Source organism: Streptomyces sp. NPDC006193, from assembly GCF_040613915.1.
Lineage (GTDB): Bacteria > Actinomycetota > Actinomycetes > Streptomycetales > Streptomycetaceae > Streptomyces.
The window spans coordinates 64,861-85,193 of record NZ_JBEXTB010000012.1; the positions used below are offsets into that span (position 1 = coordinate 64,861).

General features: G+C 73.8%; 18 protein-coding genes. 7 read left to right on the top strand and 11 right to left on the bottom strand.

Features of this window, described 5'->3' with window-relative positions; genetic code table 11:
- Window positions 1–25: 25 nt before the first annotated feature.
- The 6 genes from ABZ261_RS14285 to ABZ261_RS14310 are packed head-to-tail and all read right to left on the bottom strand — an operon-like array spanning window position 26 to window position 8,147.
- Complete coding sequence (locus ABZ261_RS14285) at window positions 26–454, bottom strand: nuclear transport factor 2 family protein (RefSeq protein WP_356858847.1); 429 nt, start codon at window positions 452–454, stop codon at window positions 26–28.
- 45 nt (window positions 455–499) lie between these two features.
- Entirely contained in the window at window positions 500–1,741 is a 1,242-nt protein-coding gene (locus ABZ261_RS14290) for a polyketide synthase (RefSeq protein WP_356858849.1), read from the bottom strand.
- A gap of 12 nt (window positions 1,742–1,753) precedes the next feature.
- On the bottom strand, window positions 1,754–2,767 hold the full coding sequence (locus tag ABZ261_RS14295) for a zinc-binding dehydrogenase (RefSeq protein ID WP_356858851.1): 1,014 nt from the start codon (window positions 2,765–2,767) through the stop codon (window positions 1,754–1,756).
- Between the two features lie 19 nt (window positions 2,768–2,786).
- Window positions 2,787–6,857 carry an amino acid adenylation domain-containing protein gene (locus ABZ261_RS14300; protein ID WP_356858853.1) on the bottom strand — a complete coding sequence of 1,357 codons (4,071 nt, stop codon included), beginning with the start codon at window positions 6,855–6,857 and terminating at the stop codon, window positions 2,787–2,789.
- Window positions 6,854–7,162, bottom strand: coding sequence for a phosphopantetheine-binding protein (locus ABZ261_RS14305; RefSeq protein WP_356858855.1), 309 nt, complete (start codon window positions 7,160–7,162; stop codon window positions 6,854–6,856). Before ABZ261_RS14305 ends, ABZ261_RS14300 begins: the two co-directional genes overlap by 4 nt.
- Window positions 7,163–7,187: 25 nt before the next feature.
- The gene (locus ABZ261_RS14310) at window positions 7,188–8,147 is read right to left on the bottom strand and encodes a 2-dehydropantoate 2-reductase (RefSeq protein WP_356858857.1); all 960 of its coding nucleotides are present in this window, start codon (window positions 8,145–8,147) and stop codon (window positions 7,188–7,190) included.
- A 696-nt stretch (window positions 8,148–8,843) separates the two neighbouring features.
- Between ABZ261_RS14310 and ABZ261_RS14315 the strand changes: the two genes are divergently transcribed.
- The 6 genes from ABZ261_RS14315 (at window position 8,844) to ABZ261_RS14340 (ending at window position 13,752) form a co-directional block, all read left to right on the top strand.
- On the top strand, window positions 8,844–9,173 hold the full coding sequence (locus tag ABZ261_RS14315) for an acyl carrier protein (RefSeq protein WP_356858859.1): 330 nt from the start codon (window positions 8,844–8,846) through the stop codon (window positions 9,171–9,173).
- Between the two features lie 79 nt (window positions 9,174–9,252).
- Window positions 9,253–10,326: an SAM-dependent methyltransferase gene (locus ABZ261_RS14320; protein ID WP_356858861.1), complete on the top strand. Its 1,074-nt coding sequence runs from the start codon at window positions 9,253–9,255 to the stop codon at window positions 10,324–10,326.
- On the top strand, window positions 10,326–10,712 hold the full coding sequence (locus ABZ261_RS14325) for a cupin domain-containing protein (RefSeq protein ID WP_356858863.1): 387 nt from the start codon (window positions 10,326–10,328) through the stop codon (window positions 10,710–10,712). Before ABZ261_RS14320 ends, ABZ261_RS14325 begins: the two co-directional genes overlap by 1 nt.
- Window positions 10,709–11,794 carry a histidinol-phosphate transaminase gene (locus ABZ261_RS14330; RefSeq protein WP_356858865.1) on the top strand — a complete coding sequence of 362 codons (1,086 nt, stop codon included), beginning with the start codon at window positions 10,709–10,711 and terminating at the stop codon, window positions 11,792–11,794. The genes ABZ261_RS14325 and ABZ261_RS14330 overlap by 4 nt, the downstream gene beginning before the upstream one ends.
- 66 nt (window positions 11,795–11,860) lie before the next feature.
- On the top strand, window positions 11,861–12,904 hold the full coding sequence (locus tag ABZ261_RS14335) for a methyltransferase (protein WP_356858867.1): 1,044 nt from the start codon (window positions 11,861–11,863) through the stop codon (window positions 12,902–12,904).
- The gene (locus ABZ261_RS14340) at window positions 12,901–13,752 is read left to right on the top strand and encodes a hypothetical protein (protein WP_356858869.1); all 852 of its coding nucleotides are present in this window, start codon (window positions 12,901–12,903) and stop codon (window positions 13,750–13,752) included. Before ABZ261_RS14335 ends, ABZ261_RS14340 begins: the two co-directional genes overlap by 4 nt.
- Window positions 13,753–13,788: 36 nt before the next feature.
- Here the strand turns inward: ABZ261_RS14340 and ABZ261_RS14345 are convergent, their stop codons facing one another.
- Genes ABZ261_RS14345 through ABZ261_RS14360 form a run of 4 tightly spaced genes read right to left on the bottom strand, consistent with a single transcriptional unit; the run spans window position 13,789 to window position 17,622 of the window.
- A complete protein-coding gene (locus ABZ261_RS14345; RefSeq protein WP_356858871.1) occupies window positions 13,789–14,511 on the bottom strand; it encodes an alpha/beta fold hydrolase in 723 nt (240 codons plus the stop codon).
- Complete coding sequence (locus ABZ261_RS14350) at window positions 14,508–15,962, bottom strand: class I adenylate-forming enzyme family protein (protein WP_356858873.1); 1,455 nt, start codon at window positions 15,960–15,962, stop codon at window positions 14,508–14,510. Before ABZ261_RS14350 ends, ABZ261_RS14345 begins: the two co-directional genes overlap by 4 nt.
- The gene (locus ABZ261_RS14355; protein ID WP_356858875.1) at window positions 15,959–16,507 is read right to left on the bottom strand and encodes a polyketide synthase; all 549 of its coding nucleotides are present in this window, start codon (window positions 16,505–16,507) and stop codon (window positions 15,959–15,961) included. Before ABZ261_RS14355 ends, ABZ261_RS14350 begins: the two co-directional genes overlap by 4 nt.
- Window positions 16,504–17,622: a beta-ketoacyl synthase N-terminal-like domain-containing protein gene (locus ABZ261_RS14360; RefSeq protein WP_356858877.1), complete on the bottom strand. Its 1,119-nt coding sequence runs from the start codon at window positions 17,620–17,622 to the stop codon at window positions 16,504–16,506. Before ABZ261_RS14360 ends, ABZ261_RS14355 begins: the two co-directional genes overlap by 4 nt.
- Window positions 17,623–17,926: 304 nt before the next feature.
- On the opposite strand from ABZ261_RS14360, the gene ABZ261_RS14365 reads away from it, so the two are divergent.
- Window positions 17,927–18,724, top strand: coding sequence for an HAD family acid phosphatase (locus ABZ261_RS14365; protein WP_356858879.1), 798 nt, complete (start codon window positions 17,927–17,929; stop codon window positions 18,722–18,724).
- A gap of 89 nt (window positions 18,725–18,813) precedes the next feature.
- Here ABZ261_RS14365 and ABZ261_RS14370 read toward each other — a convergent pair whose 3' ends face one another.
- The gene (locus tag ABZ261_RS14370) at window positions 18,814–20,268 is read right to left on the bottom strand and encodes a penicillin-binding transpeptidase domain-containing protein (RefSeq protein ID WP_356858881.1); all 1,455 of its coding nucleotides are present in this window, start codon (window positions 20,266–20,268) and stop codon (window positions 18,814–18,816) included.
- Between the last annotated feature and the right edge of the window lie 65 nt (window positions 20,269–20,333).

Below are 20,333 nucleotides of genomic sequence, written 5' to 3' on the forward strand. Positions count from 1 at the left end.
CAGGCGCCCCTCAAGTGATGGTTCGTCAGATCACACGGCCGAACTTCGGGTTGTCGCGGTGGATGACCCGCTCCCGGATGCGCAGCTCGCCGTTCTCGCGCACCATGCGGTCCTCGACGCTGGAGGAGGAGAAGAAGTGGACCTCGTCCTTCGTGTTGGTCTGGGTCACCAGCGAGTAGTAGGTGACGCGCAGGCCGTCGTCCCCGGCCGGCTCGATCAGGAAGTGGTCGAACCAGTGCCGGGTGACCAGCCCCTCGTACATCGGGAGCATACTCTTCATCTTGGCGCGCATCGCCTCGCGGCCCTCCACCTTCTCGCCCCGGTGGGGATGGGCGACCGAGCCGTCCTCGGTGAACGTCGCGGTGAACTGCTCGATGTCGAGATCGTCCAGGACGCGCATCTGGCGGGCGTAGAAGTTCTTGACCTCGATGTACAGGTCGGCGGTGACGGACATGGGTGCTCCTCGCTGATGAGTGATCGGTGGAGAACTGGCGGACGGTCAGGCGGACGGGGCTTCCTCGAGGACGAGGAAGGCGTTGGTGCCGCCCACGCCGGCCGACATCAGGCCGGCCGTGCGGGGGCGGCCGTTCACGGGCCAGGGACGGCCCTCGGGGAGGATCCCGAAGCGCGCGCCGCGCCCGGTGAACTCCTCGATGGGGTCCGCGGTGTTGGGCGTCGCGGGCAGGAAGCCGCGGTCCAGCGCGAGACAGGTCTTGATCAGGGCCGCCATGCCCGCCGCGGTGTCGCAGTGGCCGACGGAGGCCTTCACGGAGCCGACGGCCACCGGTTCGCCCTCGGTGCCGAGCGCCTCGATCAGGGCGGTCGCCTCGATCTGGTCGTTCAGCGGGATGCCGACCCCGTGCGTCTCGACGTAGTCGACGTCCGCCCCGGTCAGCCCCGCGGCCTCCAGGGCCCGGCGTACCGCGCGGACCTTGCCGTCGACCCCGGGGATCACGAAACCGGGCTTGGCGCGGCCGTCGTTGGTGACGGCGCTGCCGCGGATGACGGCGTAGACCGGGTCGCCGTCGCGGAGCGCGTCCTCCAGCCGGCGCAGCAGCACGGCTCCGGAGCCGTCGCCCGGTACCACACCGTTGTGCCGGCGGTCGAAGGGGCGCACGATCCCCTCGGTGGAGTAGATGCTGCGCGGGGTGCGCACGTACGAGCCGTCGGCGTCCTCCTGCACGGCCACCGCCCCGGCCAGGGCGTAGTCACAGGCGTGCAGCCGCAGGCTCTGGCAGGCCAGATGCACGGCGACGGCCGAGGTGGCGCACGCCGAGTCCAGCATCAGCGACTCGCCCCACAGGTCCTGCAGATAGGAGAAGTAGGGCCCGGCGAACGTCGGGTCGACGTGCACCACGTCGTCGAAGGCGGCCCGCGGCACGTGCTTGGTGCGGGCGCAGCCGGCGTACACGGCGGTCCGGCCGGCGATCGCCGACAGCCGCACCCCGGCGTCCTCCGCCGCCTGCCACAGCGACTCCTGGAGCATGCCGTGCTGCGGGTCCAGGCCCTCGACGCCGACGAGCGCGCTGTCGTAGGCGTCCCGGTGCGGCGCCACGCCCCAGGAGTGGACCCGCAGCCGGCCGCCGCCCAGGTCCTCCACGACCGGCACCGGCTCCCGCCGGAAGCAGTCGCGGCCCGCGACGAGGTTGTCCCAGAACGCCTCGACGTCGGGCGCCTCGGCGAAACGGCCGCCCACGCCGACGACCGCGACCGGATCGGAGCGCTTGGAGAGTTCTGACATGCGGACCCTGCCTCAGTCGAAGGTGAGCGCGACCTTGACGACTCCGTCCGCGCGGGTGTGCGCGAGGTCGAAGGCGTCGGCGATGTTCTTGATGTCGAAGGTGTGGGTGATGTGGTCGTCGACGCGGATCGAACCGTCCCCGATCAGGTCCAGCGCCGTGCGGAAGGAGGCGAGCCCCGGCTCCAGCTGGGCGCCGCCCACGGCGTGGATCAGGTGGGCGTTGCGGACGAAGAGATGGGCGTACGGGATCCGCATGTCGTAGTCCTCGGGCATGCCGAAGAAGCCCAGCCGGCCCTGCTGCCCGACCATGCGCAGCGCGTGCTCGCGCGCCCCGTCGGTGCCGGCCGCCTCCACGACCAGGTCGGCGCCCGCGCCGCCGGTCACCTCCATGACGACCTCCTCGGCGCTCTGCCCGGGCACGTGCGCGGTCGCGTCGGCCCCCACCGAACGGGCCACCTCCAGCCGGCCGGCGTCCAGGTCGACCGCCACCACCTTCTCGAAGCCGCGGTGCTTGAGCAGCTGCAGGAACAGCAGGCCCGCGGAGCCGACCCCGACGACGGCGGCCGTGCGGCCCTCCGGCACCGGCTCCGGCCAGAACCGCTTCAGCGCGAAGACCACCGTGCCGAGCTGCTGCGCCATCAGGTGCACGGCCGGCCTGCCGGTGTCCTTCAGCGGCAGCAGGAACCGGTCGGCGATGGTCTGGTAGCGGGCGAACGACGCCATGTACGCGTGGTTCGGCACGGTCAGCACCAGATCGCCCGGAGCGAACCGCGCCGACCGGCTCTCCACCACCTCGCCGACGCCCTCGTGCCCCGGGTACCCGGCCGGGCACGGGTAGGGGTGGTCGCGCATGTCCCGGAAGAAGGGGGACTCGGCGCGCACCCGGTGCACATCGCTGCCGCAGATGGCGGCCACGGTGTTGCGGACCAGGACCTCGTCCTCGCTCAGCTCCCGGAAGGCGACCTCCGCCACCTCCAGGCGCCCGGGTTCGACGAGAATCGCTGCTTCGCCACGTACCTGCGGCATGCGGACCTTCCTTCGGTGTTCACGACTCGGAGCGGGCGCCGTGCGCCCAGGACAGGGGGTGGCCGGGCAGCCGCAGCCGGCGGGCCGGGCCCTCGGGGCTCAGCCGCACCTCGGCGCCCTGGCACCACAGCGCCGCGAGGATCCCCAGCAGGGCCGCGTCGTCCGGGTCCGCCGCGGGCAGGTCCACGACGGCCACCTCGCCGAGCCGGTCGCGGGCGGCCTGGAGCAGCTTGGCGGGCTCGGCCTCGGCGGTGAGGTGCTCGCGCTGCGGGGCGGGGCCGTCGGGCGCGACCGGCCCGAGCGCGGTGCTCCACAGCACGGTGGGGCGGCCGGGCAGGGGGACGGCCCCGGAGCCGCCGGCCGCGAGGCGGCGGCCTTCCTCCGCCCCGAGGGCGCCGCTCACCACGGCGGCCGCGATCCGGCCCGGTCCGGCGCCGAACACCGCCGCCGGGGTCACGCCCCGACGGGCGAGCCGTCCGGCGAGGCGCACCTGGCGGATGTGCGCGTCGGCGGCACTCGCGCCGGCGGTGCCCGCGGCGGCGTCCGTGAAGGCGAACACCACGGCGGGCGCCGGTCCCGGGACCGGCGGCGCGGCCGGGTGGCCGCCGGTGTCGCGCAGGGCCCGCACCGCCTGCTCCCGGTCGGCCGCCACCACCGCGAACCGGTGCGCGAACCGCTCCCGGCCCCGGTCCAGGGTGTGCGCGACATCCCGCAGGTCCGCCTCGGGCCTCGCCTCCAGATACCCGGCCAGCCGCTCCCGGGCCGCGCAGAGGGCCTCGGCGGTGACCGCGGAGAGGGCGAGGACGTGGGCGACCGCCCCGTCCGCCGCCGTCCCGCGCTCCGCCGCCGTCCCGCGCTCCGCCGCCGTCCCGCGCTCCGCCGCCGTCCCGCGCTCCGGTGCCCGGTGCGCCGACGGCGTCCGCGGCGTGCGCCGTCTGGGTACGGACGGGGAGCCCGGCCCGGCGGCCGCCGGCCGGTGGGCCGCGGCGATCAGCCGGGCCTGCTCCCGGACCGTGACATGCCGCAGCAGGTCGATGACCGGGACGTCGGCGCCGGTCGTGAGCCGCAGCTGCTCGCGCAGCCTGACCAGCAGCAGCGAATGGCCGCCCGCGTCGAAGAAGTTGCGGTCGTCCCCGAAGCCGTCGTGCTCCAGCACCGCCCGCCAGGCGGCCCGCACGCCGTCCAGCCCGGACCGCGGGGCGGCAGCCGGGGCGACGGCGTGCGCCGGCGCGTCACCGGAGGGCTCCCGGTCCGCCGTCCCCCGGTCGACGTCCGGCAGCCGGCGACGGTCGATCTTGCCGGTCGGGGTGAGCGGCAGCGCGTCGACCAGCACCAGGTGGCTCGGCACCGCGAAGGCGGGCAGCCGCAGCTTGGCGTGCCGGCCGATCTCGTCGGCGTCCGTGCCGGGCCCCGCGACCGCGTAGGCGACGATCTCCTTCTCGCCGCGCCGGTTGACCCGGGTGGTGACGAAGACCGACTCGACGGCCGGATGGGCGTCCAGCACGGCTTCCACCTCGCCGAGCTCGACGCGCTGGCTGCGGATCTTGACCTGGTTGTCCTTGCGGCCGATGAACTCCAGCAGGCCCTCCGGTGTCCACCGCACCCGGTCGCCGGTCCGGTACAGCCGGGTGCCGCCGACGGTGACGAAGCGGTCGGCGGTCAGCTCCGGCGCGTTCAGGTACCCGTCGGCCAGCCCCACCCCGCCCAGCAGGAGTTCGCCGGGCACCCCGCGCGGCACCGGCCGGGTACCGCCCTCCTCCACCACCCGCACCTCGGTGCCGGGCACCGGACGGCCGATGGGGACGGTGCGGGCGTCCGCGGCGAGTTCGGTGATCGCGAACCAGGTCGAGGTGAAGGAGTTCTCGGTCGGGCCGTAGCTGTGCAGCAGCACACCGGGACGGCTCCAGCGCAGCGCGCGGCGCATGTGCGGCACCGAGATCAGCTCGCCGCCGAAGTAGACGCGCCGCAGCGACTGGAGCGTGTCCGGGGCGTCCTCCACGATCCGGTTGAGCAGCGGCGTCGTCACGAGCAGCGTCGTCACCCCGCGCTCACGGACCACCGTCCGCATCTCACGGGGGCTGAGCACCAGGTGCTTGTCGAGGACGACCAGTTCGGCGCCGTGCGTGAGCGCCCCCCAGATCTCGTAGCTGGCGCCGTCGAAGTTGAGCGGGCACAGCTGCGCCACCACGTCCGTCTCGTCCAGCGGGATGAAGTCGGGCCGCCGAAACAGCCGGGACAGCCCGCGGTGCGGCAGCACGACGCCCTTGGGCCGGCCCGTCGTCCCGGAGGTGTAGAGCACGCACAGGGTCGCCGCGTCGTCGTACGGCACCTGCGGCGCGGACAGGCCGCGCGCCTGCGCCGGCACCTCGCCCAGGGGCACGGCGGTGCCCTCCGGCACGTCCAGCGCGTGCCCGCAGTCGGCGTCGGCGACGAGGACGGCCGGGCGGGCGTCGTCCACGATCAGCTGGAGCTGGGCCTCGGGGTAGGCCGGGTCGAGCGGCAGGTAGGCGGCCCCGGCCAGGGCGCTCGCCAGCCAGAACAGCGGGGTGTCGACGCCGGGGGCGAGCAGCAGGGCCACGGTGTCGCCGGGCCGCACCCCCCGCTGGTGCAGCCAGCCGGCCAGCTCCCCGGCGCGGGCGCCGAGTTCGCCGTAGGTGAGGACGCGGTCGCCGTGGCGTACGGCGACGGCGTCCGGCCGGTCGGCCGCCTGCCGCAGCACCAGTTCGGGGATGCCGGGCGCCGGCGCCGCGACGGGTGCGCCGTGCGCGGCCACCCCGGACAGGCCGGGGTCGCACGCGGCGAGCAGGTCGCCGCAGGTGCTGTCGGGGGCCGCCACCGCGCGGGCCAGCAGCTCGCCCAGCTCCTCGGCGAACAGCCGGGCGGTGGCGGGGCGGTAGCGGGCGGTGTCGTAGTAGACGCACAGGCGGGTGCCGGCCGCGCTCTCCAGCACGTTGACCGAGAAGGCGTACTTCGTGGTCTCGTCCGGGTGGTCGAAGCGGCGTACGGTCACCCCGCCGGCCCGCCACTCGTCCTCGTAGGCGGGCGTGTACATGAAGGCCGTGCGCTCCACGCCCCGGCCGTCCGCCTGCTCGCTGCGGATCTCCCGCAGCCGCCGCATCGGCAGGTGGGCGTGTTCCATCGCGTCGAGCATCTGCTCGCGCAGCCGGGCCGCCACGTCCCGGAAGCGGTCCTCGGCGTCCAGCCGGTCGCGCATCGGCAGCACCCGGCTGAACAGGTCGACGCGCTCGGCGTCGGCGTCCCGGCGGCCGGCGAAGACCATGCCGAGGGTGCCCTCCGGCTCCCCGGCCCACGCGTGCAGCAGCACCGACCAGGCCGCCAGCACCACCACGGCGGGGGAGCCGCGCCCGGCCGCGGCCAGCGCCTGGACGCCCCTGGTCACCTCCTCGGGCAGCAGCACCTCCACCCGGCCGGAGGGGCCGGGGAAACCGTCCTCGGGCACCAGGTCGTGCGGGGGCGCGAGGGAGGCGGGGGCGTCGCGCAGGACGGAGGCCCAGTACTCCTCCGCCTCCGCCTCCGCGTCGGCCCGGTCGTCGGGGGCGGCGACGGCGTCCGCACCCGCGTCCGCGTCCGGCGCGGGGCGCGGGGCGAGGCCCGGCCCGCCGGCCGCCCGCGAACGGTACGCCGCCACCAGGTCCTCGGCGAGGATCCGGCTGGACCAGCCGTCCGAGACGATGTGGTGCATCGTCAGGGCGAGCAGGGCGCCGCCGTCCCCGGTCAGCAGGGTCGCCCGCAGCAGCGGCGCGGTGGCGAGGTCGAACGGGGCGCGGCCGGCGACGACCGCCCGGGCGAGGGCCTCGGCACGGTCGTAGCGGCCGGGCAGCCGTATCCCGACGAACGCCGGCGGAGCGGCCCGGCCGACCGTGCGCCACAGCTCGCCGTCCTCGGTGGAGAACGCGCTGCGCAGCGCCGGGTGGGCGTGCAGCACGTCGCCGAGGGCGGCCCGCAGCGCCGGCACGTCGACGCCGGGGGTGAACTCCAGGTCGACCGTGACGTTGTAGCGGTCGGACTCCGGCTCGCGCTGGCAGGCGAGCCACACGTCGAGCTGCTCGGACGTGGCGGGTTCCCTCACTTGGGGACCGCCACGTGCTCGCCGGCGGTGTCCGCGCGCAGGGTGCGCACCAGGTCGGCCACCGTGCGCACGGAGCGGAAGTGGACCGGCGTGAACGCGGCGTCCGTGATCCTCACACCGAAGCGCTGCTCGCACTGGGCGCGCAGCTCCACGAAACCGAGGGAGTCCAGGCCCAGGACGTCCTGCAGACCGTCGTCGTCCCCGATGCCGTCCACGGGCACGTCGAGGAAGAGGTCCTCCACGAGGATCTCCTTCAGCGTCGCTTCCAGGGTCTCGGCCTGCTTCTCGCCCGAACCGACAGTCATCACGTCTCTCCTTGCTGTAGGTGGATCAGTGCGGTGCAGGAGCCCCGGCCGGCCGTTCCCGCTCCGCCGCGCGGCGCGCCAGCTCGGTGATCGCCGGCACGGGCACGTCCCGGTCGTGGGCGCGGCGCAGCACCGGCGCGGTGAGCGCGGCGAGTTCGGTCGGCCGGACTCCGGCGGCCACGTCCCGGTGCAGTGAGGTGTCCGTCCGTCCGGGCAGCGTGCCGAGGGTGTGCAGCAGGGCCGGCTCGTCCACGGCGACGTCCTCGGCCGCCGCGACGGCCGCCGCCTCGTGCGCGGCCCGGTGCAGCAGCGTGAGCAGCTCGGGCCGGCGGCGGACGACGCCGAGGGGGCCGTCGGCCGCGGTGGTGGCCAGGGCCAGCGGCAGCAGCAGGACCAGCTTGCGCCACAGGACGCTCGCCGCATCCGGTTCGGCCGTGCAGCCGATCCCCGCGTCCGCGAGGGCCGCGGTGACGCCGGCGAACGCGGCGGCGTCCGGTGCGCCGGAGCCGGAGCCGGAGCCGGAGCCGGGGGCGGCGGGCGGACCGGCGTCGGCCGCCAGCGCGACCTCGGCGAACAGCGAGTTCCACGTCACCCGGCCCGGTCCCGTCCGCTCCGCCTCGATGCGGACGGCGCCGACGATCTGGCGGGGCCCGAACCGTTCCCGCAGCACGCGGGGATGGTCCAGCCCGTTGAGCAGCGGCACCACCGCGCCCGGCGGCTGCGCCGGGTCGGTCCGCGCCAGGGCGGCCTCCAGCGCGGGCGCCTTCACGGTCACCCAGAGGACGTCGACGGGCTCCTCGAGCCGGCCGACCGCACGGGCCGGCGCGCAGTGGTCGCCGCGCAGCGCGCTGCGGACGTCGATCACGCCGCGGTAGCGGGCCAGAGCGGACTCCCGCATCACCAGGGTGACGTCGTGGCCGCCGCGGGACAGGGCCGCCCCCAGGGCGAGCCCGACTCCTCCGGCGCCCAGAATCGCATGCCTCAACACGTTCCTCGGTGCGTCTCGTGAGAACACCGGCGGCCGCGGGCCGGCCGCGTGGCGCGGTCGGCCGAAGGGGACGCCGGATGAAGGAAAAGTGGAACCGGAACGGAGGCCGATCACGGCCCCGAAAGGAAAACGGCGGCGGGTCAGCCGGCCGAACGTATCGTGATTGTTCAGCGGAGTTCGGAAGTGACTCCGCTGTTGCGCCGGCCGGGGCGACCGGCCTGTGCGTGGTCCCCCGTAGCGGCGTACATGATTCCCCCTGTCGCGCCGGATCACACTCTCATCCGGCGCAGTCCTGAAATACCGCGTTCACAATCGACGCACCGACTGTATGGGCGTCAACTTTCGGCCGTCAACGTGCTTTTCAGCCAAGGGACTGGCCGGTGCACATGCCTTGCGCAGGCGGTTGACATGATGCGTGGATGTGTTGGTCCAGGCCGGCGGGAGGGTGTGGCCGACAACCGACCCTTGACTGGCTCGATGCCTGCTGCCTACGCTCCGACGACGGCAATCTGGCCGTCACGGTGAGCAATTGATTCAGGGACCGAACCGTTCTGATCCACCGGTTGTGCGTCCTTTCCACGGGGGATCACCAACAGAAAGTCCAAGCAGTCGTGCCCGTGTGCGCTGCCGTTCCGCGGCTGCGCCGTACCGAGGCCACAAACCGTCAGCCGTAATGACACGGGGGAATCCCTTTTGACCGACGACGGTGTGAAGACACGCCCAGAAGCGCGTTCCGCAGCGCATTCCGCAACGCATTCCGCAGCGTCCGTCCCCCTGCCGGCCGGGACGATGACACAGCAGGTCAGAGCCGCATGGATCGAGGTCCTCGGTCATGACGACTTCGATGACGACACCCCTTTCCTGGAAGCGGGTGGCCATTCCCTGAAAGCCGCGCAGGTGCTCCTCCGGCTCCGCCGCGATCTCGGCGTGCGCCTGCCCAACCGGCTGTTCTTCGATCACCCCACCGTGCGTGAACTCGCGGCCGCGGTGGAACGTGTCGCCGCCACATCCCCCCTCGCGTGACCGGTCCGCGAGAAGACCGGAAAGTCGTCGGCACGGACCGCGATGTCGTCGGCATCGACTGAAGTAGGAAGGCTTTCTTGTGACTGCTCCCGTTTCCCGCGACGGCATCCAAGAGGCAGGGGAAAGCGTCGTCCTCCCCGCGGACTGGCGCGGAGACGCGAAAACCCCGCTCGACGCCGACACCGCGTTCAACGGATTCATTTCCACGAACGTCGTCTTCGCCCTCGCGCAACTGGGTGTCTTCACCTGGTTCGACGACGCCGGCCGACTCGACGTCCCGGAGTACTGCCGGACGCACCACCTGCGAGAAACCGTTTTCCGTCGGCTGCTGTCCGCCGCGGAGGCGTTCGGGTATCTCGTCGTGACCGGCGACCGGGTGACGCCCACACCGGCGTGGAGCGACCTCAGGGAGAAAATAGGGTTCTTCACCTGGGGGGTCGGCGGATACCACGACGTGTTCGCGAGCGCCGCGTCCCTCGCACGCGGGGACCGCGTCTTCGGCCAGGACGTCCTGCGCGACGAGGCCATGGTGGCGCTCGGCTCCGCCCAGGCCGATCTGGCGCTGATGCGGCACATCCTCGACGAGCAGGTCGCCGAACTCGACTTCTCCGTCATCGCCGACCTCGGCAGCGGCATCAGCGAGCGGGTGAGCCGCCTCGTCAAGTCGCGCCCCGGCGCCCGCGGGCTGGGGCTGGACATCAGCGCCTCCGCCACCGAGCTGGCCGCCGGCACCGTCGAACGCCACGGCCTGACCGACCGCGTCCAGCCCATCTGCGCCGACGTCCTCGACGTCCTCTTCCGCGGCCGCCGCATCGAGGGCGCCGACCGGGTCGACATCGCGATGAGCTTCATGTTCCTGCACGACCTGCTGGTGGACCCGAGCACCCGCATGGACGTCATCCCGGCGCTGCGCAAGGCGTTCCCCAACGCGCACACCTTCCTGCTCGGCGACACCACCGTCCGCCCGCGCTCCGGGGACGGCGCCCTGCCGGTCTTCTCCAGCGGCTTCGAGCTGGCGCACGCCCTCATGGGCGTGCCGATCTACACGCGCGAGGAGTACGAGGACCTCTTCCGCGAAGGCGGCCTGCACCTGCGCCGGACCATCCCCTTCGGCGCGCCCCACACCTACCTCTTCGTCCTGGAGGCGCAGTGATGAGCGAGCGACGTCCGGGCGAGGCCGAGATCGTCGAGGACCTGCCCATCCCCCTGGCCGTGGCCGGCCACCACCAGCCCGCCCCGTTCTACCTGACCGCCGACATGTTCGGCGGCCTGCCCGTGCAGCTCGCCGGCGGCGAACTCAGCGCCCTGGTCGGCAAGCCCGTCGCGGCGCCGCACACCCACCCGGTGGACGAGCTGTACCTGCTGGTGTCCCCGAACAAGGGCGGCGCCCGCATCGAGGTCCGGCTCGACGGCGAGACATACGAACTGGTCTCCCCGGCGGTGATGCGCATCCCGGCAGGCGGCGAGCACTGCTTCCTGACCCTGGAGGCCGAGGTCGGCAGCTACTGCTTCGGCGTCCTGCTGGGGGACCGTCTGTGACCCGGCCTCCCGCCGCCGGGGACGCGGCGCCCGCCGCTCCCGCGGGGACGTTCAACGCGAGCATCCCCGGGGCCGACGACCTGATCCGCCTCCACCTCAGCGAGAGCCCCCACGGCGCCAGCAAGGCGGCCCTGGAGGCGGCGGAGCGCGAACTGGAGCGGGTCAACGTCTACCCCGACCCCGAGCGCCACGCCCTGGTCCACGCGCTCGCCGAGCACTGGGACGTCGGCCCGGACCACATCGCGGTCGCCAACGGCAGTGACGAACTCGTCCTGGCCACCGCCCTCGCCCTCGGCGACCGCGACCGCCCCGGCCTCGTCACCGACGGCACCTTCCCGGGGTACCGCACCTGCCTGGAGCTGACCCGGCGCGGCTGCACCGCCGTGCCGCTCACCGGCACGGACGTCGACGTGGACGCGTTCGCCGCACGGCTGCCCGAGCACGGGATCGGCTACCTGTGCAACCCGCACAACCCCAGCGGCGCCGCCCACACCCGCGAGGAACTGGCCGCACTGGCCGACGCCTCCCGGCGCGGCGGGGTCCCGCTGGTGTTCGACGAGGCCTACATGGAGTTCGCCGCGCCGGCCACCCCGCAGACCCGCGACCTGCTGGACACGGGGGCGCCCGTCCTGGCGCTGCGCACCTTCTCCAAGGCCTACGGCCTGGCCGGGCTGCGCATCGGCTACGCCGTGGGCCCGCCCGCGCTGATCGCCCCGCTGCGCCAGACGCTGCGCGCCCTGCCGTTCAGCGTCAACCGGCTCGCGCAGGCGGCGGCGGCCGCCGCCCTCGGCGACCGGGACTTCCTCGACGGGGTGCGCCGGGCCACCGCCGAACGGCGCCGCTGGTTCACCGCCGAACTGGACCGCCGCGGACGCGCCCACCTGCCCTCCACGACCAACTTCGTCGCCGTCGCGGCCCGGGACTGCGCGTCGGCACAGGACCGGCTCGCCGCCGATTTCGGCATTCTCGTTCGCAATGCGGGGCTGTTCGGATTCCCCGGATACCTGCGCACGTCGCTCGGCAGCCAAGAGGATCTGATCCGATTCCTCGACGCCCTCGACGCCCTCGAGAAAACGCACTGAACCGCCCGGTGATCTCCTCCGGCACGCCCGGCGAAAAAGCTGAACAGAACGACAAGGAGCAATTGCGTGTTCCGTCACGACCCGTTGAACACGATCCTCGCGCTGGGCTCCGGGTTCACCCCCACCGCCGTGCGCGTGACCGCGACCCTCCGCCTGCCCGACCTGGTCGAGCAGGGGCACCGGACCGCGGCGGCCCTGGCCGCCGAGACCGGCACCGACGAGCAGTCCCTGGGCCGCGTCCTGCACTACGTCAGCCTCCTCGGCCTCTTCACGGAAACCGAGGCCCCTCAGGGCGGGGGCAAGACCTACGAGCTGACGGACGTGGGCCGGGTGCTGCTCGGCGACCACCCGAGCAACCTGCGCCGCTGGCTGGACTACGAGGACCCCAGCCGGGCGATGGAGGCACGTTTCGAACCGGCGATCGCCCGCCTCATGGACGCCGTGCGCACCGGTGAGCCGGTGTACGAGCAGGCGCACGGACGGCCCTTCTGGGCGGACCTCGCGGCCCACCCCGACATCGAGAAGTCCTTCAACGCGGGCATCGCCCGCATCGCCGGCCGGCTCGTCCCCGAACTGGCCCGCATCTACGACTGGGCGTCCGTCGGGCACGTCGTCGACGTCGGCGGCGGCAACGGCTCCCTGCTGCTGAAGCTGCTCACCGAACACCCGTCGCTGCGGGGCACCCTGCTGGAGCTCGAGAGCGTCATCGAGGAAGCCAGGGGGACGACCACCCCGGTGGCCGACCGCTGCGAGCTGGTAGCGGGCAGCTTCTTCGAGCCGATGCCGGCCGGCGGCGACGTCTACCTGATCGCCAACACCCTGCACAACTGGAGCGACCGCGACGCCGGCCGCATCCTCGGCCGCTGCGCCGAGGCCCTCGCACCGGGCGGACGGGTCGTGGTCGTGGAGCGGCTGCTGGACAGCGGCAAGGATCCGGTGATGGCGAGCTACGCCGACCTGCTGATGCTGGTGCTCCTCGGCGGCCGGGAGCGCAGCCAGGAGGACCTGCGCGCCCTCGGCGGCGCGGTGGGGCTCACCCTCACGGACGCCAGGAGGTTCGAGCTGCCCGGCCACTGGCTGATCGAGTTCACCAAGGGGGAGACACGGTGAAGCGCTCGCTGAACCCGGACGAGACCAACGCCCTGCTGTCGTACGACTTCAACCGGGGCAGCAACTACGAGAGCGTCCTGAACCTCACCGAGGCCCTCGGCGCCCTGGTCCCCGAGAGCGAGACCGAACACCCCGACCAGCGGTTCTTCCAGGTCGCCCACCTGATCACCGAGTACGCCTGGGTGCAGATGCACTACGAGCTGCGCCGGGCCCTCACCCACCTGGACCACGACCGCCACCCGCAGGCGGTACGGCTGTTCGACCGGGCCACCGCGCTCAGCGAGATCACCGTGCAGGCGGTGCGGCTGCTCACCGAGCACCTGCCGCAGCACGCCCTGCTGATGATGCGCAACGCCCTGCCCGAGGACGCCACCGGCCTGGACTCGCCCGGCTACCGCAACCTGCGGCGGCTGGCCCGCCCGGTGTGGAAGGCGTACGAGCAGGCGGTGGAGCGCGCCGGGCTCTCCCTGCAGGACGTGATCGCCCGGCAGGACGACGGCTACACCGGCCCGGCCTCCCCGCAGGCCCAGTCCCTGGCCCTGGTCCGCGAGGCGATGCTGCGGCTGGACGGCAGCGTCCTCGGCTGGAAGCAGCACCACCTGATCATGGTCTGGTCGCAGCTGGGCGGGCAGCCCGGCCTGCGCAAGGAGACGGCCGAGGACGAGGCGGCCGAGCTGCCGCAGAGCCTGGGCGGCCGGTCCCTGGCCACGCTGGAGGCCCGCTCCCAGCTGACGCTGTTCCCGGAGCTGTGGCGGGCGGCGGAAGAGGCGTACTGGCTGCTCGGCACCCGGCACGACACCGACGCTCCGGTGCGCGGCGGCTCGAACGGCTGTCCCGTGCAGCACTGAGCCGGCCGCCGTGCGAGCGGGCCGCGGACCTCCGGGTCAGCGGCCCGCTCGCTGCTGTGCGAGGTCCGCGAGACGGGCCGCGACCTCCTCGAACCGCTCGTGCGGGAAGAAGTGGCCGCCCTCGAAGGCCTCGACGCGGTGCTCGCCCCGCGTGTAGGGCCGCCAGCCCGCCATCACCGCGGGCGGGGTGTCCCGGTCGCCGGTGCCGTACCAGCAGACGAGGTCGCTCGGGAGGGGTTCGGGCACGGGGTCGGGGCGGTGGCCGGCGAGCAGGGCGAGGTCGCCGCGGATGACCGGCACGAACTGGTGGCGCATCGGGGACCTGCGGACCTCGGGCGGGATCCGCCCGTGGCCGGCGAGCGCGTCGAGCAGGGCGTCGTCGTCGCCCCCGGCGAGCAGCGGGCCGTAGGGGGAGTCGCCGAGCAGGTGCGGCGGCCGGGCCGCGGCGACGAGCACGAACTCCGGCGCGGGACGGCCGAGCGCGTGCAGGGCGCGGGCGGTCTCGTACGCCAGCAGGCCGCCCATGCTGTGGCCGAGCAGCGCGTAGCGGCCGGGCGGGTCGATGCGCGCGGCCAGATCGGCGGCGGCCTCCCGCAGGGTCGCCTGCCGGGGCTCGCGCGAGCGCAGCCCCTTGCCCGCGATCTCCAGCGGCAGCGCCCGCAGCGGGGGCGGCAGCTCGCGCCGCCAGCGCACGAAGCTGCGGGCGGAGCCGCCGGCGTGCGGCACGCAGTACAGGGTGAGCGGGTCCGGCGCCGTCACTTGTGGTGCTCGCCGGTGCGCAGGGGCTGGATGCGGACCGTCAGCGGCAGTTCGTTGCGGGTCAGCAGGGACCGCAGGTGCCGCCGCATCTCCGCCTCCGAGGGGGGCACGGCGCCGTCGACGTAGACGTCGAGCTCCACCACGGCCGAGTCGTCGTCGGCGCCGGCGATCCTGGTCGCCGCCCGGACCACGCCGGGCAGCGCCTCGGCGGCCCGGCGGACGGTCGCCGTGGACACCTTCTCGCCGCGCACCGTCGCGAAGTCCGAGGAGCGGCCGTGGACGTACACGTACCCGTCGTCGTCCACGTGCCCCATGTCGCCGGTGGCCAGCAGGCCCGGCTCGAGCAGGTCGCCCCGCTTGGACGGCGCCGGCTCGCCGACCCGGCGCACGTACACCGTGTCGGAGCGCACCAGCAGCTCCCGCTCCCCGGTGTGGGCGGCCCGGGTGAGGACCTCCACGCCGTCCAGCGGCCGGCCCACCGAGCCGTGCCGGTGCGGTGGTTCGCGGTGCGCGGCGAGCGTGGACACCCGCGGCCCGGCCTCGGTCAGCCCGTAGGTCACGTACAGGCCCAGCTCCGGATTGAGCTTCAGCAGCCGGGAGACGTACGACGGGTCGAGGGCCTGGCCGCCGACGGTGAGCGTGCGCAGCGGCGCGGGCAGCTCGCCGCCGGCGGTGACGACCGACTTCACCAGACTCGGGGTGAGGGAGGACAGGGTGACCCCCCGGCCGGCGACCGTCTCCAGATAGCCGGCCACCGAGAACGGCGGGCCCGCCATGACCAGGCGCGAGCCGCTGACCAGACCCCCGAGGACCTGCGCCACCAGCGCGAACGAGTAGTACACGGGCAGGCTCACCAGCACGGTGTCGGCCGGCCGCTGGCCGACGGACCGGCTGTGGCGGCGGGCGTTGCGCAGCAGGGCGTCCACCCGGTGCAGACAGCCCGTGGCCATGCCCGAGGTGCCGGAGCTCATCAGGATCACGTGCCCCGGCCCGTGGTGCCGGTACGGCCAGTCGGTGAAGATCCCGACCTCGGCGCCGCCGGTGCGGGTGACGCCGGTCACGCCCTCGGTCCGGACGGCCGCCCGCACCAGCGCGCAGGCGCCCAGCTCACGGGCCACCTCCCGGACCCGGGTGACCGGCGTCGAGGGGGAGAGCAGCACGGGGGTGTGCCCGGCGAGGGAGACGGCGAAGAAGAAGCGCAGGGCGCGGACGCCGTTCGGCAGGGCGATGACGACGACCGCGCCGGGCGGGGCGGGCAGTGCCGCGAACCGGTCCACCAGAGCGTGCAGCCGCGGCGGGTCCGGTGTCGGCGACACCTCCTGGACGCGGCCGAGGAAGTCGCCGACCACTACGGGGTCGAGAAGCTGCGCGGTCGAGTCCTGCGCGGTCGGGTTCAGCGCGGTCGGGTTCAGCGCGGTCGGGTTCTGCGCCGTCGGGTTCTGCGGGGTCATGTTCGGTGGGGCCTCCGCGTGGGCGTCGGCCCACTGACGACCAGGCAGTGCGCCCGGTGCTTGCCTTCGTCGGTCGTGGCGTGGGCGACGACCAGGACGTGTGCGGCGTCCGGCGGATCGCCGAGCAGCCAGTCGCCGCACAGGGCCCTGGCCGCCGGCACGGCCGGCGCCAGGGGCATGGGCAGCATGGACACCGGCCCGTGGAAGCCGAACGCCGAACACACCACGCCGACCAGGGAACCCGGCCCGGCGCCGGCGAACCGCATGGGGGAGAGCCGGCCGCGCGGAACCGCGTCGGCCAGTGCGCGCAGGGTGTGCCGCGTGGCGTGCTCGCTCACCCCGATCACCCCGACCTCCCCGCCCCGCTGCGGTGCTGCCCCGGCGCACTCCTCCAGCGCGCGCGCCACCGCCTCGGCCATCAGCCAGGCGACCGGGTCGGCGTACGTGCCGGCGACGCGGCGCCGGGCCGTGCCGGGATCGTCGGTCTCGACGGTGGCCGCGGCGGCGACCAGGGCCCCGTCGGGGCACCACTCGGCGGGGTTCACGCGGTCCCCCCTTCGGGCGCCGCCAGCACGAGGCAGGTGTTGAAGCCGCCGAAGCCCAGGGTGAGGCTGAGGCCCAGGGAGCCGGTGATCTTGCGGGGGCGGCCGGTGGCCAGGGGCAACGTCAGCTCCGGCATGACGGCACCGGTGTGCAGGACCGGCGGCACGGTGCCGTGCCGCAGCGCGAGCAGCAGCGCGATGGCCTCCAGGGCGCCGGTGGCGCCGAGGGTGTGGCCGAGGGCGGGCTTGGTGGCGAAGACGACCGCGTCCGGCGCTCCGCCGAAGACGGCGCCGTAACAGGCCGCCTCCGCCGCGTCGTTGGCGCGGGTGCCGGTGCCGTGGGCGTTGATCACCGCGATGTCGCCGGGGCCGGCGCCGGCCCGGGCCAGGGCGCGCCGGACGGCGAGGACCGCCCCGGCGCCGGTGTCGTCGGGCGCGGTCGGACCGGTGCCGTCGTTGGAGGCGCCCCAGCCGGCCAGTTCGCCCAGGACGCGGGCGCCGCGTGCCGCGGCGGCGGGCCGGGTCTCCAGCAGCAGGAAGCCGGCGCCCTCGCCGAAGACGGTGCCGTCCCGGCCGGTGTCGAAGGGTCGGACGGCGCCGGAGGCGGAGAGGGTGCCGAGCGCCTGGTGGCCGAGGAGCTTGCCCGCGGTCAGCAGGTCGATCCCGCCGCACAGGCAGCGCTCGGCCTCCCCGCGGGCGAGCAGGGCCGCGCCGGCCAGCACCGCGTCGGCGCCGGAGGAGCAGGCGGTGCTCACCGAGACGGACCGGGGCACGCCCAGCCGCTGTGCCACGGCGGCCGTCAGCGTGTGCGGCGACATCGCGGCGGCGTCGTCCAGGTGCGGGCCGAGACTGCTGCCGAGGACGAGCGTGCCGGCGTCCGCGGCCGGGCAGCCCGCGTCGCGCAGGGCGGCGGAGGCGGTGGTCAGGGCCAGCCGGACCTGGCGCTCGGACGGGGGCCCGGTGGGGCCGCCGTCCGTCAGGAGGGCGGCGGCCGGCGCGGGCAGCGGGCCGTCGCCCGGAAGGGGCCGGACACCGCTGCGGCCGCTCGTCAGGTGCTGCCAGACCTCGTCCCGGCCGTCACCGAGGGCCGTCGTCCAGCCCGTTCCGGTGATGCACACGGCCCGATCGGGGTCGGCGACGCGAAAACCCCCCAATTAATCCCCCAAGTGCTCAGAAAATGCGCTGAGCGAAGCTCTGTATGACCTCGATTTGCCGATCGAGATTTATTTGCATAGCGCAATCGCATTTTAAACGACGGGGTTTGGGGTGGCAAGGGACGCCGACGGCGCGACTCTGACGGCGCCTCAGGCGCCCGCCGGGCGCGCGTATCGATCGGATAACAGGGGCCCCGCGCTGCTTGTGATGCGCGTAGACAGTGCGTGACCTGCAACGTCCCTTCCACCCAGCAGATCCGGAGAACCCATGCGGAAGTCCCTCAAGGCGGTCGCCGCCGGTGCCGCCTGCGCCGTCGCCGGTGCGGCGCTGTACGGCGCGGGCGCTGCCACCGCCGGCCCGTCCACGGCGAACTCCACCCATGAGCCCTACAACATCGGGCTCCTGGCGAAGGACATCGACGCCTACTACGGCACCACCGCCGACGCCGACGGCGTCTACCAGGCGTCCCCCGACAGCCCGTACGCCGAGGACCTGGCGCGCATCGACGCCGACGCCCGGCGCTACATCGACAGGGCCGCCCGCAGGGCGCACCACCGCGGCCAGAAGCCGGCCGTCGTCTTCGACATCGACGACACGCTGCTGCTGAGCCTCGACTACGAGAAGCGCCACAACTACACGTACGACGCCGCCACCTGGGCCGACTACGTGAACCGCGCCGACCGCCCGGCCGTCTTCGGCAGCCCCCAGCTGGTGCGCTACGCCGCGTCCAAGGGTGTGGAGGTGTTCTACAACTCCGGTCTGAGCGAGGCCCAGCGCACCGCCGCGACCGAGAACCTGAAGAAGGTCGGCGCCGATGTGAACCTCGACGCCGGCCACATGTTCCTCAAGGACAAGGCGGCCCCGCCGGCCTACCTGAAGGACTGCGCCTCCCCGGGCGTCTGGAACTGCACGACCGTACAGTACAAGGCGGGCACGCGCAGGCACATCGAGCGCGACCTCGGCTACGAGATCATCGCCGACTTCGGCGACCAGTACTCGGACCTGGACGGCGGCTGGACGGGCCGCACGTACAAGCTGCCGAACCCGACGTACTTCGTCTCCTGAGCCGTCCGGCCCGCGCCGGGCACGGCGCGGGCCGGCGCGGTCGCCGGCCGCGGCGGCGCGGTGGCCGTCCGCCGTGCCCGCGGTCCGCGTCAGCTCTTGAGCGCCGCCTCCATCATCGCCCTGGCCACCGGCGCGGCCAGCCCGTTGCCGCTGACCTCCGAGCGCGCCGCGTCCGACTGCTCGACCATCACCGCCACGGCGACCTCCTTGCCGCTGCCGGACCTGCCGTACGAGGTGAACCAGGCGTACGGCGTCTTGCTGTTGTTCTCGCCGTGCTGCGCGGTACCGGTCTTGCCGCCGACGGTCACCCCGTCGATCAGCGCGTTGGTCCCGGTGCCGTCCCTCACCACGGTCTCCATCGCCGACCGCAGCTGCGCGGCGGTGGAGGAGCTGACGACCTTCGTGGCGCGGGCCCTCTCGTCATAGTCGGTCACCACGTCACCGCCGCTGTCCGTGATGCGCGACACCATGTGCGGCGCCACCGACTTGCCGTCGTTGGCTATGGTCGCCGACACCATCGCCATCTGGAGCGGGGTGGCGGTGACGTCGAACTGGCCGATGCCCGTCAGGGCGGTCGACGCCTTGTCCATGCCGGACGGGTACACGCTGGCGTAGGCCCGGACCGGCACGTCCTGCTCGTCGTCGTCGAAGCCGAACCGCTCGGCCATGGCCCGCACCTTGTCCTGTCCGAGCTGGACGGCCATGTGGGCGAAGACGTTGTTGCAGGAGTACTGCAGGGCGACGCGGATCGAGGCGTTCCGGCACGGCGCCGAACGGTTCTCGTTCTCCAGCACGCGCACCGTGCCCGGCAGGGTGTAGGGGTCGGGGCTGTCGGTGGGCTCGTCCACGTTCTCGTACAGCCCGTCCTCCAGCGCGGCCGCCGCCACCACCAGCTTGAACGTCGAGCCCGGCGGCAGCGGCTGGCGCAGCGCCCGGTTGGTGAGCGGCTTGTCCGCGTCCGCGTTCAGCCTCTTCCAGGCCGCGCCGGCCGTGTTGGCGTCGGTGAGGGCGGACGGGTCGTACGACGGCGTGGAGACCACCGCGAGGATCCGGCCGGTCCTCGGGTCGATCGCGACGGCGCCGCCCTTCTTGCCGCCCAGCGCGCGGTAGCCCGCCTTCTGCACGGCGGGGTCGATCGTCGTCAGCACGTCGCCGGGGTCGGCGCGCCGCCCGGTGACGGTGTCCATCACGGTCTTCAGCCGGTCGTCCGTGCCGTTGAGCAGGTCCTTGTAGATGCCCTCCAGCTGCGTGGGTGCGTACGCCTGCGAGGCGTAGCCCGTGACGGCGGCGTACAACTCGCCGTCCGTGTAGGTGCGTCGGTAGGCGAGATCGCCTCCCTTCGTCCGCGCCGAGCCGGTGATCGCGCTCCCGGCCACGACGATGTTCCCGAGGGGTCGCGAGTACGTCTCGATCGCGTTCCGCCGGTTGTCCTTGTCGTCCGCGAGGGCCGTGCCGTCGTAGAACTGCACCCAGGTCGCCCTGACCAGCAGGGCGAGCACGAGCAGCAGCGCGAAGACGGACGCCCGCCTGATCGTTTCGTTCATCCCGCCCCGAGGACGAGCGGGAGGGGCGTGATCGTTCCCCTGTGTCCGCTTTTCTCATGGACTGT

Excerpts from the sequence above, each read along its gene's own strand:
- ABZ261_RS14370 (WP_356858881.1), bottom strand. The coding sequence starts at position 20,268 with ATGAACGAAACGATCAGGCGGGCGTCCGTCTTCGCGCTGCTGCTCGTG.
- ABZ261_RS14295 (WP_356858851.1), bottom strand. The coding sequence starts at position 2,767 with ATGCCGCAGGTACGTGGCGAAGCAGCGATTCTCGTCGAACCCGGGCGC.
- ABZ261_RS14325 (WP_356858863.1), top strand. The coding sequence starts at position 10,326 with ATGAGCGAGCGACGTCCGGGCGAGGCCGAGATCGTCGAGGACCTGCCC.
- ABZ261_RS14305 (WP_356858855.1), bottom strand. The coding sequence starts at position 7,162 with ATGACTGTCGGTTCGGGCGAGAAGCAGGCCGAGACCCTGGAAGCGACG.
- ABZ261_RS14350 (WP_356858873.1), bottom strand. The coding sequence starts at position 15,962 with ATGACCCCGCAGAACCCGACGGCGCAGAACCCGACCGCGCTGAACCCG.
- ABZ261_RS14290 (WP_356858849.1), bottom strand. The coding sequence starts at position 1,741 with ATGTCAGAACTCTCCAAGCGCTCCGATCCGGTCGCGGTCGTCGGCGTG.
- ABZ261_RS14365 (WP_356858879.1), top strand. The coding sequence starts at position 17,927 with ATGCGGAAGTCCCTCAAGGCGGTCGCCGCCGGTGCCGCCTGCGCCGTC.
- ABZ261_RS14285 (WP_356858847.1), bottom strand. The coding sequence starts at position 454 with ATGTCCGTCACCGCCGACCTGTACATCGAGGTCAAGAACTTCTACGCC.